The organism is Pseudomonas sp. BF-R-26 (genome assembly GCF_019947395.1).
In the GTDB taxonomy this organism is placed as follows: Bacteria; Pseudomonadota; Gammaproteobacteria; order Pseudomonadales; family Pseudomonadaceae; genus Aquipseudomonas; species Aquipseudomonas farris.
Genome location: NZ_JAGYGK010000019.1, coordinates 128680 through 144595 on the forward strand (window position 1 = coordinate 128680; position 15916 = coordinate 144595).

The window sequence follows — 15916 nt, forward strand, 5'->3', positions numbered from 1 at the left end:
CTTCAGACCGCTTTCGCGAGCAAGCCCGCTCCCACATTTGATCGCCGCGAACCATGTCGTTACGGCGTGCGGTTACGGCGGGTTTCGATGATGTTCGGCAACTGGGAAATCCGCCCCAGCAACCGTCCCAACGCATCCAGCCCCGGAATCTCGATGGTCAGGGACATCAACGCGGTGTTGTCCTCTTTGTTCGAACGGGTGTTGACCGCCAGCACGTTGATCCGCTCGTTGAGCAGCACCTGCGACACGTCACGCAGCAGACCGGAACGGTCGTAGGCACGGATGATGATGTCCACCGGATAGGTGAGCACCGGCACCGGGCCCCAGCTGACCTGAATGATCCGCTCCGGCTCACGCCCGGCCAGTTGCAGCACAGAGGCGCAGTCCTGACGGTGAATGCTCACGCCACGGCCCTGGGTGATGTAACCGACGATCGCATCCCCCGGCAGCGGCTGGCAGCAGCCGGCCATCTGGGTCATCAGGTTGCCGACGCCCTGGATCTGAATGTCGCCACGCTTGCCCGGTTTGTAGCCGGTGGCTTTGCGCGGAATCAGCTCCAGCTGTTCGTTGCCACGTTCCGGCTCGACCAGCTGCTGCGCCAGGTTCACCAGTTGCGCCAGGCGCAAATCGCCTGCGCCCAATGCGGCGAACATGTCCTCGGAGGTCTTCATGTTGGCCTTCTCGGCCAGCTTGTCGAAGTCCACCTGCGGCAGGCCGAGGCGATTGAGTTCGCGCTCGAGCAAGGTTTTGCCGGCCGCGACGTTCTGATCGCGTGCCTGCAATTTGAACCAGTGAACGATCTTCGCCCGCGCCCGCGAGGTGGTGATGTAACCCAGGTTCGGGTTCAGCCAGTCGCGGCTCGGAGTGCCGTGCTTGCTGGTGATGATCTCGACCTGTTCACCGGTTTGCAGGCTGTAGTTGAGCGGTACGATGCGCCCGTTGATCTTGGCGCCGCGGCAGTTGTGACCGATTTCGGTGTGCACGCGGTAGGCGAAGTCCAGCGGTGTCGCGCCCTTCGGCAAGTCGATGGCGTGCCCGTCCGGGGTAAAGATGTAGACCCGGTCCGGCTCGATATCGACCCGCAGTTGTTCGGCAAGGCCGCCAATATCGCCCAGCTCTTCGTGCCACTCGAGAACCTGACGCAGCCAGGAAATTTTCTCTTCGTAGTGGTTCGAGCCGGACTTGACGTCGGTGCCCTTGTATTTCCAGTGCGCGCAAACCCCCAGCTCGGCTTCTTCGTGCATCGCGTGGGTGCGGATCTGCACTTCCAGCACCTTGCCTTCAGGACCGATCACCGCGGTGTGCAGCGAGCGGTAGCCGTTCTCTTTCGGGTTGGCGATGTAGTCGTCGAACTCTTTCGGGATGTGCCGCCACAGAGTGTGGACGATGCCGAGCGCGGTGTAGCAATCGCGCATTTCCGGCACCAGCACGCGAACCGCGCGCACGTCGTAGATCTGGCTGAATTCCAGACCCTTGCGCTGCATTTTGCGCCAGATCGAATAGATGTGTTTGGCCCGGCCGCTGATGTCGGCATCGACGCCGGTGGCCTGCAACTCGTCTTTGAGTTGGGTCATCACGTCGGCGATAAAGCGCTCGCGATCCAGCCGTCGCTCGTGGAGCAACTTGGCGATCTGCTTGTACTGGTCGGGCTCAAGATAGCGGAAGGACAAGTCCTCCAGCTCCCACTTGATATGACCGATACCGAGGCGGTGGGCCAGCGGCGCGTAAATGTCGAAGACTTCACGGGCCACTCGGTTGCGCTTCTCGTCGTCGGCGGTTTTCACCGCGCGGATCGCACAGGTGCGCTCGGCCAGTTTGATCAGCGCGACGCGTACGTCGTCGACCATGGCCACGAGCATTTTGCGCAGGTTCTCGACCTGGCCCTGAGTGCCCAGCACCAGGGATTGACGGGGGCTCAGGCTGGCGCTGATCGCCGCCATGCGCAACACGCCGTCGATGAGTTTGGCGACCACCGGACCGAAACGCTGGCTGACCGCCGGCAATTGGATCTGGCCTTCGCGCACGCCGCGGTACAGCACGGCTGCGACCAACGAATCCTGGTCGAGTTTGAGGTCGGCGAGAATCTCGGCGATCTCAAGGCCCGTGCGGAAACTCGAGGTCCCTTCGGACCACAGATTCTTCGCCGCATTGGCTTGTTGTTCGGCCTCGCGAGCGAACTCGCAGGCTTCCTTCAAGGCTTCGCGATCCAGTGCCGCATCGACACTGACCGCATGATCGAGCCAGGCCTCGAGGTTGATACTGCCGTCGGTGTTGATCGGCTGGTGTGCTCTCACCTGTACCATCTTGCTTTACCTTCCCTACGACGCAGATTCAATGCGTCAAATCGCTGACCTTTGCTGCCCGTGTGCACTCGCGGGGCTAAGACGAATGCGCTTTGCACGAGCGGGTCAGTCGGACCAGACGAGCCGTCCTAGCTCGCTTCAAATAACGCCATGGCCTCGACATGTGCCGTCTGAGGAAACATATCGAGAATCCCGGCACGTTTTAACCGGTAGCCCTGCTTGATCAATTCGACCGTGTCGCGCGCCAGCGTTGCAGGGTTGCACGACACATACACCAATCGTTTGGCGCCCAGGGACGCCAGCTTGCGCACCACCTCGAAAGCGCCGTCGCGAGGTGGGTCCAAGAGTACCGCACAAAAGCCTTCATCTGCCCATTCGGCATCGGCCAAAGGCTGGGATAAATCGGCTTGAAAAAACTTCGCATTATGCAAATTGTTGTCAGCGGCATTCGCGGCAGCTCGCTCGACCATCGCCTGCACGCCCTCCACCGCCACCACTTCGCGAACGGTTTTGGCCAGCGGCAAGGCAAAGTTGCCCAACCCACAAAACAGATCCAGAACCCGCTCATCAGGTTTCGGCGCCAGCCACGCCAATGCCTGGGCGACCATCGCTTCGTTGACCCCGGCGTTGACCTGGATGAAATCTCCCGGCCGATACGCCAGGTTCAAGTCCCACTGTTCAAGGCGATAGCCCAGCGACTGATCGGCCTCGACCGGTTGCGGCTCGCCGTCACCATGCAGCCACAACTGGGCTTCATGGAACGCGCAGAATTCCTTGAGGATGGTCATGTCGGCTTCGGACAACGGCGCCATGTGCCGCAGCAATACCGCCAATGACGAACCACTGAACAACTCCACATGCCCCAGTGCCTGAGGTTTGCTCAAGCGCCGCAGCATCTCCGGCAAGCGGGTCATGATCGGTTGCAAGGGCTGTACCAGCACCGGGCATTCGTTAATGGCGACGATGTCCTGACTGCCGGCAGCGCGGAAGCCGACTTCGAGTTTTTTCGCTTTCATGTCCCAACGCACCGCCACTCGGGCGCGACGACGGTAACCGAATTCCGGACCGCTCAACGGCGCTGCCCACTCTTCAGGTTCGACACCGGCAACCCGCGACAATTGCTCGGCGAGCATGCGCTGTTTCAGGGCGAGCTGTTCGTTGTGGGGCAGATGCTGCACGCTGCAACCGCCGCAACGAGCGGCATGAGCGCAGGGTGCCGGACGGCGCAATTCACTGGCCTGGAACACGCGCTCGGTGCGCGCCTCGACCACTTTGCCGTGGGCACCCAAGACCCGCGCCTCGACGTCTTCACCGGCCAAAGCGCCGATGACGAACCAGGTGCGACCTTCGAAAAACGCGATACCGCGACCGTCATTGGCCAGGCGCTCGATGGTCAAGCGCTGCTTTTTGCCGGTCGGGACTTGCGGGGCCTTGCTGCCACCCGTGGGCTGGAAGCGCAGGCCTCTCTCTTGCTTGGCCATCAGTTGGGCGCGTCGAAAATGCCGGTCGACAGGTAACGGTCGCCACGGTCGCAGATGATCGCGACGATCACCGCGTTTTCAACTTCTTTGGACAGACGCAGCATCGCTGCCACGGCACCGCCCGAAGACACGCCGCAGAAGATACCTTCTTCGCGCGCAAGACGACGGGTCACGTCCTCGGCTTCGCTTTGCGCCATGTCGACGATCCGGTCCACGCGCTCGGCCTGGTAGATCTTCGGCAGGTATTCCTGCGGCCAGCGACGGATGCCCGGAATCGCCGAGCCTTCCATCGGTTGCAGCCCGATGATCTGCACGTTGTCGTTCTGCTCTTTCAAGTAGCGCGAAACGCCCATGATGGTGCCGGTGGTGCCCATCGAGCTGACGAAATGAGTGATGGTGCCTTCGGTCTGACGCCAGATTTCCGGACCGGTGGTGGTGTAGTGCGCCTCGGGGTTGTCACCGTTGGCGAACTGATCCAGCACCTTGCCGCGACCTTCGGCTTCCATTCGCTGGGCGAGGTCGCGAGCGCCTTCCATGCCTTCTTCCTGGCTGACCAGAATCAGCTCGGCGCCATAGGCCGTCATGGCGGCTTTACGCTCGGCGCTGGAGTTGTCCGGCATGATCAGGATCATCTTGTAACCCTTGATCGCGGCAGCCATCGCCAGGGCGATCCCGGTATTGCCCGAGGTCGCTTCGATCAGCGTATCGCCGGCGTGGATCTGCCCGCGCAATTCGGCGCGGGTGATCATCGACAGCGCCGGACGGTCCTTGACCGAACCCGCCGGGTTGTTCCCTTCGAGCTTGAGCAAAAGGGTGTTGCTGGTGGCGCCAGGCAGGCGCTGCAAACGGACCAGCGGAGTGTTGCCGACGCAATCGGCGATGGTTGGGTACTGCAAGGTCATGGCGTATTCGCAATCCAGACTGCGGGGGCGCCTATCATACCGGCAAACGTGCGCAGGCCATATCACGCAAAGTAAGGGGCTTATGGCGAATGGGAATAAGGGGCTGGATCAGTACTCTTCACCTTGCGCGACATTCAATGCATAGAACTCATGCAACTTGGCCTGCAACAACTGTTTGTCCGGTAGCTGCACCTGGTATTCAGCGATCAGCGCTGGCGACAGGCTGCGGTTAAGGGCGTATTCAACCACCTCGTCATCCTTGCTGGCGCAGAGCAATACACCAATGGCCGGGTTTTCGTGGGGTTTGCGCTCCTTGCGATCCAGCGCTTCCAAATAGAAGTTCAGCTTGCCCAAATACTCCGGTTTAAAACGACCGACCTTAAGCTCAATGGCTACAAGACAATTAAGGCCGCGGTGGAAGAACAGCAGATCCAGGGCAAAATCACACCCACCCACTTGAAGCGGATACTCGGAACCGACAAAGCAGAAATCGCGGCCGAGTTCGCTCAGGAATTCTTTGAGGCGCGCCATCAACCCTTTATGCAGATCAGTTTCGGCATGGCCACCCGGCAGGTCGAGAAAATCGAGCATGTAGGCGTCGCGGAATATCTCAAGCGCTGCCGGGTGGGCTTGTCTCAGCACTGCTGAGATTTTTGCTGGTTGGGTCACGCTTCGTTCGAACAGTGCGGTCTTGAACTGACGCTCTAGTTCGCGCTTCGACCATTTCTCCTGAACTGCCAAACGGACGTAGAACTCCCGCTCTTCCGGCCGTTTACTCTGGCTGAAAATGATCAGGTTGTGCGACCAGGACAATTGTCGCACCACTGGTGCGACTTTCTCTTCAGCGTGATAAGTCTCATAGAACTGGCGCATGCGAAACAAGTTCGACCGAGTAAAACCGCGCAACCCAGGTTGAGACGTGGCCAGATGCTCAGCCAGTTGGCTGACCACAGAATCGCCCCATTCGGCTTTTTCCAGCTTGCGACTGATGTAAGCACCCACCTGCCAATACAGCTCGATCAACTGGGTATTCACCGTCTGCATGGCCTGCTGTTTGGCACTTTGAATCAGCGCAAGTACTTCATTGAAACGGTCGTCGGCTGCGTTGCCGGGGACGCTGGATGCATTCATGCCGAACTCCTTGAGGACGAGGAAAAACGCGAGTCTATTCCGTCGAATCAGGCATAAGGTGTCGGCAATACCCTTTAGGAAAGGTCGTACAAATAAACGGGAACGCTCCGGCATGATCAGCGCGGTGGTGGCTGGGAGGTCCTCTTCGCGGGCAAGCCCGCTCCCACAGGAGTTGGAGTTGATCACACGATTTGTGGCAGACACACATCAACTGTGGGAGCGGGCTTGCCCGCGATGGCGTCATCACTAACACCGTCATCATCCGCCAATAACCGCATATTCAACCGCAACCCTACCCCGCTGTTCTCCGCCCACAAACGCCCACCCTGCCTCTGCACCGCATTCCTCGCGATGCTCAAACCCAATCCGAATCCACCATCCCCCGGCCGCGAACCATCGAGCCGAATGAACGGCGAGAAAATCCGTTCAAGATCCTCGGCAGCCACCCCACCGCCCTTGTCTTCCAGCCACAGGTGCCAGAAGTCGCCATCGCGCCGACCGCCGAGCGTCACAACACCGCCCGTGGGTGAATGACGAATGGCATTGCGCAGTATGTTTTCCAGCGCCTGGGCCAGGGTATTGAGATGGCCGCGCACCCAGCAGGATGCATCCACCGCGCAGTGCAACTGACTCGCCGGCCAGCCACTTTCATAGCAGGCGTTTTCCGTGAGCATTTCCCACAAGGCCTGGACCTGGATCGCTTCATCGGGCAACGGTGCGCGCTCGGTGTCGAGCCAGGCCAGTTGCAGGGCGTCTTCGACCAAGCGCTGCATGCCGTCGACTTCCCGGCCAATGCGTTCGCGCAGCTGCCCCAGGTCTTGCTCGCTTTCGCTGGCCACCCGCAGCCGGCTCAGCGGTGTGCGCAATTCATGGGACAGGTCGCGCAGCAGTTGTTGTTGCAGGGCCACCGTGCTTTGCAGGCGCTCGGCCATGTGATCGAAGGCTCTGCCCAATTCACCCAATTCATCCGAGCGGTTGGTGGTGCGACTCGATAAACGCACAGTCAGTTGGTCGGCGCGCCAGGCATTGGCTTGTTCGCGCAGGCTGTTCAATGGGACGACCAGCAATCGATACAGCCCCACGCACAGCAGCAGGGTGAACAGCCCGGGAATCACCCCATTGGTGATCACCCGCCAGAACACCCGGTAGCGTCCAGGCATGAAACGCTGAGGCAACTCGATCACCAGGCTGCCGGCAGACGGGTCGTTGGGAAATGGAATTTTCAGCCACGGCAGGCCCTGATTACGCCGACTGACCGGCCAATCCAGACCACGCAAAAAAGTCAGTCGCTGGATTTCCTGGTTGGCCAGCGGATGATTACTCAGGGATTGCAAGTCGGCACCGATGACACCGACCCAGGTCGACTCGCGCTGACCGACACGCTGCAACCAGGCATCAATGCCTGCACTCTGCTGTTCGTTCCACGCCCGCTCCGCCTCGGCGGCGTAGCGCGTCAGGGTGCCCCGGGCCTCGTCGGACAGGAACAGGTTTTTCTTTTCCATGTAGCGGCCCCAGGACCAGCTCAACCAGATCATCAGCAGACAGAACGCCACCAACAAACAAGCCAGTTTCCAGAACAGTGAATGCCGGCCCGGCACGTCAGACCATTTCATCGGCCGCACTCAAAACATACCCCTTGCCCCAGACCGTACGCACTTCGCGCTCGGTGTAACCGATGGCCTTGAGCTTGCGGCGAATCTGGCTGATGTGCATGTCGAGGCTGCGGTCATGGGGCGCATAACCGCGCTGCAACACCTGCTGATAAAGGAACGCCTTGCTCAGGACTTCATCACCGTTGCGATTCAATGTATCCAGCAACCGATATTCGCTGCGAGTCAGGCCGGCCGCGTGCTCGCTCAAAAAGACCTCGCACCGTTCATCGTCGAAACGCAGGCTGTCCGTCGCTGGGGCAATCAGTGCCGGCGCCGGCCGCCGGTCGAGCGCCACCCGCCGCAGGATCGCCTCGATGCGCACCCGCAACTCGGCCATGCTGAAAGGTTTGGGCAGGTAATCGTCGGCACCGAGGCGAAAGCCACTGATGCGATCCGCCTCCGCGCCCAGCGCCGACATCAGCACCACCGGCGTGGAATGGCTCTGGCGCAGTTGGGTCAGCACCGCCAAGCCATCCAGCCCCGGCAGCAGAATATCCATCAACACCACATCGAAGGCTTGCTGGCGGGCAATGGCCAACCCTTCCTGGCCGTTCTGGCACCAGGTCACCTGAAAACCGCAGCGCCCCAGATGCTCATGGACGTAGGCACCGAGCACCAGATCATCTTCGATGGAGAGGATGCGAGGATGGTTAATAGAGATGGGAGTCATGAGTATCTGCAAATAATTCTCAGTTGCCGATTATTCAAGATTGCCTCGCCAGGGGCAACTCAAGGTTTACCCCCCGAGACCAAAGCGTTGAACTGGCCGACGAATGACGACATCAATTTTACGAAGATTGCCCGCATGCAAATCGCTACACTGCGCAGGTGGCGCGTGCCGGACGCATGTGCAGGTCAATAAACAGCTGGATGCGGGAGAGATGCGTGCTCAAGAAACTGGGAATTAAAGGCCGCGTGCTGTTGCTGACTCTGTTGCCGACCACCCTGATGGCGCTGGTCCTGGGCGGCTATTTCACCTGGATGCAGCAATCGGACCTGCAATCCCAACTCATGCAGCGCGGCGAAATGATTGCCGAACAGTTGGCGCCGCTGGTGGCCCCGGCCATGGGTCGCAAAGACAACGACCTGCTGGAGCGCATTGCCACCCAGTTCCTGGAACAAACCGACGTGCGCGCGGTGACATTCCTCGCCCCCGACCGCACACCGCTGGCCCACGCCGGCCCGACCATGCTCAATCAGGCCCCTTTGGGCAACGGTTCACAACTGCTGCGCCGCAGTGGCAATGACGCCACCCGCTATCTGCTGCCGGTGTTCGGCAAGCACCGCAACCTGGCCGGCGACCTGATCCCCGATGAAGCCGACCGCCTGCTGGGTTGGGTCGAACTCGAACTGTCACACAACGGCATGTTGCTGCGCGGTTACCGCAGTCTGTTCGCCAGCCTGCTGCTGATCGGCGGTGGCTTGGTCGGTGCGGCGCTGCTGGCGTTGCGCATGGGCCGGACCATCAACCGGCCATTGAGCCAGATCAAACAAGCCGTGGCACAGCTCAAGGACGGTCATCTGGAAACCCGCCTGCCGCCCCTCGGCAGCCATGAGCTGGATGAACTGGCGTCCGGCATCAACCGTATGGCCGGAACCCTGCAGAACGCTCAGGAAGAATTGCAAAACAGCGTCGACCAGGCCACCGAAGACGTGCGTCAGAACCTGGAAACCATCGAAATCCAGAACATCGAGCTCGACCTGGCGCGCAAGGAAGCCCTGGAGGCGAGCCGGATCAAATCCGAGTTCCTGGCCAACATGAGCCATGAAATCCGCACACCGCTCAACGGCATTCTCGGCTTCACGCATTTGCTGCAAAAAAGTGAATTGACGCCACGCCAGCTCGATTACCTGGGCACCATCGAAAAATCCGCCGACAGCCTGCTGGGGATCATCAACGAGATTCTCGACTTCTCGAAAATCGAGGCCGGCAAACTGGTGCTCGACCATATTCCGTTCAACCTGCGCGACCTGCTGCAAGACACCTTGAACATCCTTGCCCCGGCTGCCCACGCCAAAGAGCTTGAGCTGGTGAGCCTGGTTTATCGCGATACGCCATTGTCGCTGGTGGGCGATCCGCTGCGACTCAAGCAGATCCTCACCAACCTTGTGAGCAACGCGATCAAGTTCACCCGCGAAGGCACCATCGTCGCCCGGGCCATGCTCGAAGAAGAACATGAAGACAGCGTGCAACTGCGCATCAGCATTCAGGACACCGGCATTGGTCTGTCGAACCAGGACGTGCGCGCCTTGTTCCAGGCCTTCAGCCAGGCCGATAACTCGCTGTCCCGCCAACCCGGCGGCACCGGCCTGGGGCTGGTGATTTCCAAACGCCTGATTGAACAGATGGGCGGCGAGATCGGCGTCGACAGTACACCGGGCGAAGGCTCGGAATTCTGGATCAGCCTGAGCCTGCCCAAAGCCCGCGACGACGCCGAAGACCTGCCCGGTCCACCGCTGCTCGGACAACGGGTGGCGGTGTTGGAAAACCATGAGCTGGCCCGTCAGGCCTTGCAGCATCAACTGGAAGACTGCGGCCTGCTAGTCACGCCGTTCAACACTCTGGAAAGCCTGGCCAATGGCGTAACCGGCGCCCATCAGACCGATCAGGCAATCGGCCTGGCAGTGCTCGGCATCACCAGCAATGACATGCCGCCGGAGCGCCTCAACCAGCACATCTGGGACCTCGAACACCTGGGTTGCCGAGTGTTGGTGCTGTGCCCGACCACCGAACTGACGCTGTTCCACCTCTCGGTGCCCAACCCCCACAGCCAGCTGCAGTCCAAACCGGCCTGCACGCGCAAACTGCGGCGGGCCCTGTCCGATATGGTCAACCCCCGCCAGCAGCGCAGCGACCCCGGCGAGCCCCTTTCCAGCCGCGCGCCGAAGGTCCTTTGCGTCGACGACAACCCGGCCAATCTGCTGCTGGTGCAAACCCTGCTCGAAGACATGGGCGCCAAGGTGCTCGCAGTGGAAAGCGGTTACGCCGCGGTCAAGGCCGTACAGAACGAAACCTTCGACCTGGTGCTGATGGACGTGCAGATGCCCGGCATGGATGGCCGCCAAAGCACCGAATCCATTCGCCAGTGGGAAAACGAGCGGCATTGCACGCCGCTGCCGATCGTTGCCCTTACCGCCCACGCAATGGCCAACGAAAAACGCGCGTTGCTGCAAAGCGGTATGGATGACTACCTGACCAAACCCATCAGCGAACGGCAACTGGCGCAGGTGGTGTTGAAATGGACCGGTCTGGCGTTGCGTAATCTGGGGCCGGAGCGTTCCAGCGAAAGCAACAACGGTAATGATTTGCAGGTGCTCGATCACGAAGAAGGCCTGCGCCTGGCGGCCGGCAAGGCCGATCTGGCGGCGGACATGCTGGCCATGCTGCTGGCCTCCCTGGAGGCTGACCGCGAGGCCATCCGCGTCGCTCGTGAAGCCAATGACCAAAATGCGCTGATCGAACGAGTCCACCGCCTGCATGGGGCCACCCGTTATTGCGGCGTCCCGCAACTGCGCGCCGCCTGCCAGCGCAGCGAAACCCTGCTCAAGCAACAGGACGCAAAAGCCCCCGGCGCGCTGGAAGAACTCGAACGAGCCATCAATCGCCTGGCGGCCCATGCGCGTATCAATGCCTGATGCAGCGCAATAACGCCGGGCGCCTTGAAGGCTAAGCTCAAGGCCTGTAGCAGCTGCCGAACGCAGGCTTCGCCAGCGGCTCCAGGTAACTTCCAGGAGGACAACATGCGCACGATTCTTTTCAGCAGCCAGACCTACGACCGCGACAGTTTTCTGAGTACCGACCTGCCCGCCGGCATCGAGCTGCAGTTCCAGCCGGCGCGACTGAGCCTCGACACGGTGGCGCTGGCGGAGCATCACGAAGTGGTCTGTGCCTTCATCAATGATGACCTCAGCGCTCCGGTACTCGAACGTCTGGCCGCGGGCGGCACACGCCTGATCGCCCTGCGCTCGGCCGGTTACAACCATGTCGACCTGGCGGTGGCGAAGCGCTTGGGGCTGGCGATTGTGCGGGTTCCGGCCTACTCGCCTCACGCGGTGGCCGAACACGCGGTGGCGCTGATCCTGGCGCTTAATCGTCGCCTGCACCGTGCCTACAACCGTACTCGCGAGGGGGATTTCAGCTTGCATGGGCTGACTGGTTTCGACCTCGTGGGCAAGACCGTCGGCGTCGTCGGCACCGGGCAGATCGGCGCGACTTTCGCGAAAATCATGAACGGCTTCGGCTGCCAGTTGCTGGCCTGTGATCCTTATCCGAACCCGCAGGTCGAAGCGCTGGGCGCCCGCTACCTCAGCTTGCCGCAATTGCTGGCCGAGTCGCAAATCATCAGCCTGCATTGCCCGCTCAACGAACAAAGCAAACACTTGATCAACAGCGAGTCACTGGCGCACATGCAGCCCGGCGCGATGTTGATCAATACCGGGCGTGGCGGTCTGGTGGACACGCCGGCGCTGATCGATGCGTTGAAGGACGGCCAATTGGGCTATCTGGGGCTGGATGTTTATGAAGAGGAGGCGCAGCTGTTCTTCGAGGATCGCTCCGACTTGCCGCTGCAGGACGATGTGCTGGCGCGCCTGCTGACCTTTCCGAATGTCATCATCACGGCGCACCAGGCCTTCCTCACCCGCGAAGCCCTGGGTGCGATTGCCGCGACCACCCTGCAGAACATCGCGGCCTGGGCGGCCGGTTCGCCACAGAATCAGGTCGAGAGCTGAGCGGCTCAGGCCTTGGACAAAAGGATCATCAGGGCCAGCCAGCCGAAGCCCAACAAGCGCTGTCCCAGCGAATGACCGCGACGCAGCAGGAACCAGACAAAAAACGGCGGCAGCAAGAAAATCATCAGTTTCAGCCAGAGTTCCACCGGACGCGGCCCACCGGGTGCCGGTGCCGGGATCTCTGCCTCGACTTCGGCTTTACGTTTGCGCCCGAAAGCGGCCGGGGTCACCCGGGGCACACTCTCATTGGTCGGTAAACGCCCGAAAGAAAGAGGCGCCTGCGTAGGCGTTGCCGTCGACGTAGCCGCTTGCACTGCCACCGCAGGTGCACCGCAATGAATGCAAGCAGGCGCCGTGGAGCTGATGCGTTGCTTGCACTCAAAACATTCGATCAACGCCATTTCTGTTCCTTAGAGATGCAAAAGCGGCAGTGTGCCATGACTCGACAGGTAATTTGAACCAGATCGAAGGTCACATGCCCGCGCTATGCTGCGTTCATGCCCGTGCTAGCATATCGCGCATATTTGGAGGACCCATGGTCGAACACGATTTCCGCTACAGCCTGATGAACCCGCAACACACCCTCACCGAATGCCGCGCCCTCGTGCCGGGGCGTTATCAAGTCACCGGCAACGGCGGCTCGATTCGTAATAACGACGTGCTGGTAGTGACCCTTAAAGGCAGCAAGGACTTGTCCATGCGCCTGACCGTCGAAACGGTTCGCCATCTGATCAATCCGCCGGGCCAATGGGTCGCGGTGGCCAGTGGTCCGGTGTTCGGCGAACTGGCGATCCACACCTGGAAGGTCAACTGCGACAGCTGCGCGAAGGAGCTGAGCTTTGAGTTCGCGGTCGACGCCAAGCTGGGCAACAAGGCGGAAAAACCGGCGGCCACTGCACGCATTGCCGAGCTGGGCTGGGCCACCGTTGCCGACAAGCACCTGTGCAAGAAGTGCCAGGAGCCTGCGTGATGAAACGCCTTGCTCTGACCGCCATGGCTGGCGCCAGTCTGTTGGGCTGTGCCGCCGAACCGGTGCAATTGCAACACAACCGCAGCTACATTCTGGAATGGATCGGCGAACGTCCGCTGATGGACTACAGCCATCTGACCATTACCCTTGATGAAGATGGTCGGGCCTATGGCAATGGCGGCTGCAACCACTGGTTCGCGCCGTATACCCTGGAAGGCGACAAGCTGAGCTTCGGCAAGATCGGCAGCACCCGCAAAATGTGTGCGCCGGCGTTGATGGAGCAGGAAAAACGCTTCCTGCAGGCGCTGGAAAACGTGCAGCGCTGGGATGTTTCACCGATCGACCAGATGCGCTTCTGGCCGGCGCAAGGCAAACCACTGCGCTGGTGGCTTGAAGAGGGTTGATCACGTAGCCAGTGAGTGACTGTGGCGAGGGAGCTTGCTCCCACTGGGCTGCGAAGCAGCCCTAAAACCCACCACCTCGGTTCTTCAGATATACCGTATGGACCGAATTTGCGACTGCTGCGCAGCCGAACGGGGGCAAGCCCCCTCGCCACAAAAGCTCCCTCACCACAGGTCGGCGCTCGATCAGTTAGTCGCCTGCAACGCCTCAAGCTTCGCCATCACCCCCGCCGCCGTCTGCTCCCCCATCAACTGTTCCCGCACCTTGCCCTTGTTATCGATGATGTAAGTCACCGGCAGCGCTTCACTGCGCGGCAATTCGAAAAGGTCGGCCGGGTCCTGGGCCAGCACGGTGAAAGCGATCCCCAGTTTCTCGCTGGCGCTTTTCAGCTCTTCGCCCTGCACATTGTCGAAATTGACCCCAAACACCCCGATCTTCTTGCCTTTGAGCTGCTCGGCCAGCGCGTTCAACTCGGGAATTTCGGTACGGCACGGACCGCACCATTCGGCCCAGTAATTGAGCACCAGCCATTGTTTGTCCAGACGCTCGGCGGCGACGTTGTGACCGTTCTGGTCGACGCCATAGTCGTTGCCGCAGCCTCCCAGTAATAACGCCCCCATGATCGCCAATGCCGCTGCCAGTCGCCTTGTCATGTCTCAATCCTTGTCAAAAATAGAATGCACCTGCGACCCATCGCCTCCCAAGGTTCTGGATTACGCGCCGCACAGTTAGAATAGCCGCCACCTTACGCAAGATGCGACCCGCACATGACCGATCTGACGCTTTATCACAACCCGCGCTGCTCGAAATCCCGCGGTGCGCTCGAACTGCTCGAAGCCCGTGGCCTGGCCCCGACCGTGGTCCGCTACCTGGAAACCCCGCTGGACGCCGCGCAAATCCAGAGCCTGCTGAGCAAGCTCGGTATCAGCGCCCGGCAATTGCTGCGCACCGGCGAGGACGAGTACAAAACCCTCAACCTGGCCGACAGCAGCCTGAGCGAGGCGCAATTGATCACCGCCATCGCCGCGCACCCGAAACTCATGGAGCGCCCGATTCTCGAAGTCGGCGACAAAGCCATCATCGGCCGTCCGCCGGAGAATGTGCTGGAGTTGCTGCCGTGAGTGCGCCGTACATTCTGGTTCTGTATTACAGCCGCAGCGGTTCGACCAATGAAATGGCCCGGCAGATTGCCCGTGGTGTCGAGCAGTCCGGTATGGAAGCGCGCCTGCGTACCGTGCCGGCGATCTCCACCGAGTGCGAAGCCGTGTCGCCGGACATTCCTGACGAAGGCGCGCTGTACGCCAGCCTCGATGACTTGAAGAACTGCGCTGGCCTGGCTCTCGGTAGCCCGACCCGCTTCGGCAACATGGCCGCACCGTTGAAGTACTTTCTCGATGGCACCAGCAATCTGTGGCTGACCGGCGCCCTGGTGGGCAAACCGGCCGGGGTCTTCACCTCCACCGCGAGCCTGCATGGCGGCCAGGAAACTACGCTGCTGTCGATGATGTTGCCGTTGCTGCACCACGGCATGCTGATCACCGGCCTGCCTTACAGCGAGTCGGCGCTGCTGGAAACCCGCGGTGGCGGCACGCCTTACGGCGCCAGCCATCACGCCGGTGCCGATGGCAAAAGCGGTTTGAATGAACACGAAGTTGCGCTGTGCCGGGCCTTGGGCCTGCGGTTGGCGAAGACTGCGCAAAAGTTGGTGAGCTGATATGGCCAAAAAGCCGAAGATTCTGCCTTCCATCGAATGGCTCGAACCGCGAGTACGGGCGATGCGCGTCATCAGCCTGCTGTGCTTTTTCGGCCTGGTGGGACTGCTCTGCGCCTACTACCTGGTATTCGCCGACCTGCATGGCGCGCGGCCGTGGGTGATTCTGCTGATCGAACTGGTGCCGCTGCTGTTGCTGGCGCCGGGGATGATCGTCGGCAGCGCCCGTGGGCATTCGTGGATGTGTTTTGTGGTGAACCTGTATTTCATGAAGGGCGCATTGGCCGCGTATGACCCGAACCGGCAGCTGTTCGGTTTACTGGAGATGGGCGCGAGCCTGGCGGTGTTCTGCTCGGCAATGTTGTATGTGCGGTGGCGGTTTCAGTTGAATCGCAAGTTGGCGGGTGAAGGCGAAATCTCCGTCGCCTGACAGGACGCTATCGCGGGCAAGCCCGCTCCCACAGTGACCGGAGCCGTTCACACATTTTGTGCTCAAAACCAATACCTGTGGGAGCAACTGTCTTGATGACCTTTATTTTGAAGGCATATTGATAGACAGCTGAACTCCCACAGCTTTAGGCCATGCGATGCCCTACAGGAACACCGCGACCCGTTTAGGCCAAGGGTTCTTTC

15 protein-coding genes are annotated in these 15916 nt (G+C 60.8%); 7 read left to right on the plus strand and 8 right to left on the minus strand.

All coding sequences use genetic code 11. The features are described from left to right. Positions 1-59: 59 nt before the first annotated feature. The 6 genes from relA to KGB18_RS25690 form a co-directional block, all read right to left on the minus strand. Positions 60-2303 carry a GTP diphosphokinase gene (gene relA / locus KGB18_RS25665; RefSeq protein WP_223570704.1) on the minus strand — a complete coding sequence of 748 codons (2244 nt, stop codon included), beginning with the start codon at positions 2301-2303 and terminating at the stop codon, positions 60-62. Positions 2304-2431: 128 nt separating this feature from the next. Further along, a complete protein-coding gene (gene rlmD / locus KGB18_RS25670) occupies positions 2432-3784 on the minus strand; it encodes a 23S rRNA (uracil(1939)-C(5))-methyltransferase RlmD (RefSeq protein WP_223570705.1) in 1353 nt (450 codons plus the stop codon). Next, a complete protein-coding gene (cysM, locus tag KGB18_RS25675) occupies positions 3784-4686 on the minus strand; it encodes a cysteine synthase CysM (RefSeq protein ID WP_007899067.1) in 903 nt (300 codons plus the stop codon). Before cysM ends, rlmD begins: the two co-directional genes overlap by 1 nt. A gap of 108 nt (positions 4687-4794) precedes the next feature. Further along, positions 4795-5817: a YhcG family protein gene (locus KGB18_RS25680; RefSeq protein ID WP_223570710.1), complete on the minus strand. Its 1023-nt coding sequence runs from the start codon at positions 5815-5817 to the stop codon at positions 4795-4797. A 182-nt stretch (positions 5818-5999) separates the two neighbouring features. Further along, positions 6000-7430: a sensor histidine kinase gene (locus KGB18_RS25685; RefSeq protein ID WP_223570706.1), complete on the minus strand. Its 1431-nt coding sequence runs from the start codon at positions 7428-7430 to the stop codon at positions 6000-6002. Beyond that, positions 7417-8139 carry a response regulator transcription factor gene (locus KGB18_RS25690; RefSeq protein ID WP_223570707.1) on the minus strand — a complete coding sequence of 241 codons (723 nt, stop codon included), beginning with the start codon at positions 8137-8139 and terminating at the stop codon, positions 7417-7419. The genes KGB18_RS25685 and KGB18_RS25690 overlap by 14 nt, the downstream gene beginning before the upstream one ends. 215 nt (positions 8140-8354) lie before the next feature. Here KGB18_RS25690 and KGB18_RS25695 point away from each other — a divergent pair, with 215 nt between their 5' ends. Beyond that, entirely contained in the window at positions 8355-11105 is a 2751-nt protein-coding gene (locus KGB18_RS25695; protein ID WP_223570708.1) for a response regulator, read from the plus strand. A 105-nt stretch (positions 11106-11210) separates the two neighbouring features. After that, complete coding sequence (locus tag KGB18_RS25700) at positions 11211-12200, plus strand: 2-hydroxyacid dehydrogenase (protein WP_201059638.1); 990 nt, start codon at positions 11211-11213, stop codon at positions 12198-12200. Between the two features lie 5 nt (positions 12201-12205). On the opposite strand, the gene KGB18_RS25705 is transcribed toward KGB18_RS25700, so the two are convergent. Then, a complete protein-coding gene (locus tag KGB18_RS25705; RefSeq protein ID WP_123720625.1) occupies positions 12206-12601 on the minus strand; it encodes a hypothetical protein in 396 nt (131 codons plus the stop codon). 134 nt (positions 12602-12735) lie between these two features. On the opposite strand from KGB18_RS25705, the gene KGB18_RS25710 reads away from it, so the two are divergent. Together KGB18_RS25710 and KGB18_RS25715 are read left to right on the plus strand one after the other, a co-directional pair. Then, positions 12736-13170: a hypothetical protein gene (locus tag KGB18_RS25710; protein WP_007899088.1), complete on the plus strand. Its 435-nt coding sequence runs from the start codon at positions 12736-12738 to the stop codon at positions 13168-13170. Next, positions 13170-13574, plus strand: a complete 405-nt coding sequence (locus tag KGB18_RS25715) for an META domain-containing protein (protein ID WP_201059640.1) — start codon at positions 13170-13172, stop codon at positions 13572-13574. Before KGB18_RS25710 ends, KGB18_RS25715 begins: the two co-directional genes overlap by 1 nt. Positions 13575-13757: 183 nt before the next feature. On the opposite strand, the gene KGB18_RS25720 is transcribed toward KGB18_RS25715, so the two are convergent. After that, on the minus strand, positions 13758-14225 hold the full coding sequence (locus tag KGB18_RS25720) for a TlpA disulfide reductase family protein (RefSeq protein ID WP_123720623.1): 468 nt from the start codon (positions 14223-14225) through the stop codon (positions 13758-13760). 114 nt (positions 14226-14339) lie between these two features. Here KGB18_RS25720 and arsC point away from each other — a divergent pair, with 114 nt between their 5' ends. Genes arsC through KGB18_RS25735 form a run of 3 tightly spaced genes read left to right on the plus strand, consistent with a single transcriptional unit; the run spans position 14340 to position 15713 of the window. Continuing rightward, the gene (arsC, locus tag KGB18_RS25725) at positions 14340-14693 is read left to right on the plus strand and encodes an arsenate reductase (glutaredoxin) (protein WP_123720622.1); all 354 of its coding nucleotides are present in this window, start codon (positions 14340-14342) and stop codon (positions 14691-14693) included. Next, positions 14690-15286, plus strand: coding sequence for an NAD(P)H:quinone oxidoreductase (wrbA, locus tag KGB18_RS25730; RefSeq protein ID WP_008011647.1), 597 nt, complete (start codon positions 14690-14692; stop codon positions 15284-15286). The genes arsC and wrbA overlap by 4 nt, the downstream gene beginning before the upstream one ends. A 1-nt stretch (position 15287) precedes the next feature. Next, positions 15288-15713 (plus strand): DUF2069 domain-containing protein, encoded by a 426-nt coding sequence (locus KGB18_RS25735; RefSeq protein ID WP_201059642.1) that lies wholly within the window; start codon positions 15288-15290, stop codon positions 15711-15713. The last annotated feature ends 203 nt before the right edge of the window (positions 15714-15916 follow it).

Coding starts and splice junctions, on each gene's coding strand:
- KGB18_RS25700 (WP_201059638.1), top strand. CDS start 11,211: ATGCGCACGATTCTTTTCAGCAGCCAGACCTACGACCGCGACAGTTTT.
- KGB18_RS25705 (WP_123720625.1), bottom strand. CDS start 12,601: ATGGCGTTGATCGAATGTTTTGAGTGCAAGCAACGCATCAGCTCCACG.
- KGB18_RS25685 (WP_223570706.1), bottom strand. CDS start 7,430: ATGAAATGGTCTGACGTGCCGGGCCGGCATTCACTGTTCTGGAAACTG.
- rlmD (WP_223570705.1), bottom strand. CDS start 3,784: ATGGCCAAGCAAGAGAGAGGCCTGCGCTTCCAGCCCACGGGTGGCAGC.
- KGB18_RS25690 (WP_223570707.1), bottom strand. CDS start 8,139: ATGACTCCCATCTCTATTAACCATCCTCGCATCCTCTCCATCGAAGAT.
- KGB18_RS25720 (WP_123720623.1), bottom strand. CDS start 14,225: ATGACAAGGCGACTGGCAGCGGCATTGGCGATCATGGGGGCGTTATTA.
- KGB18_RS25735 (WP_201059642.1), top strand. CDS start 15,288: ATGGCCAAAAAGCCGAAGATTCTGCCTTCCATCGAATGGCTCGAACCG.
- arsC (WP_123720622.1), top strand. CDS start 14,340: ATGACCGATCTGACGCTTTATCACAACCCGCGCTGCTCGAAATCCCGC.
- cysM (WP_007899067.1), bottom strand. CDS start 4,686: ATGACCTTGCAGTACCCAACCATCGCCGATTGCGTCGGCAACACTCCG.
- relA (WP_223570704.1), bottom strand. CDS start 2,303: ATGGTACAGGTGAGAGCACACCAGCCGATCAACACCGACGGCAGTATC.
- KGB18_RS25715 (WP_201059640.1), top strand. CDS start 13,170: ATGAAACGCCTTGCTCTGACCGCCATGGCTGGCGCCAGTCTGTTGGGC.
- KGB18_RS25680 (WP_223570710.1), bottom strand. CDS start 5,817: ATGAATGCATCCAGCGTCCCCGGCAACGCAGCCGACGACCGTTTCAAT.
- KGB18_RS25710 (WP_007899088.1), top strand. CDS start 12,736: ATGGTCGAACACGATTTCCGCTACAGCCTGATGAACCCGCAACACACC.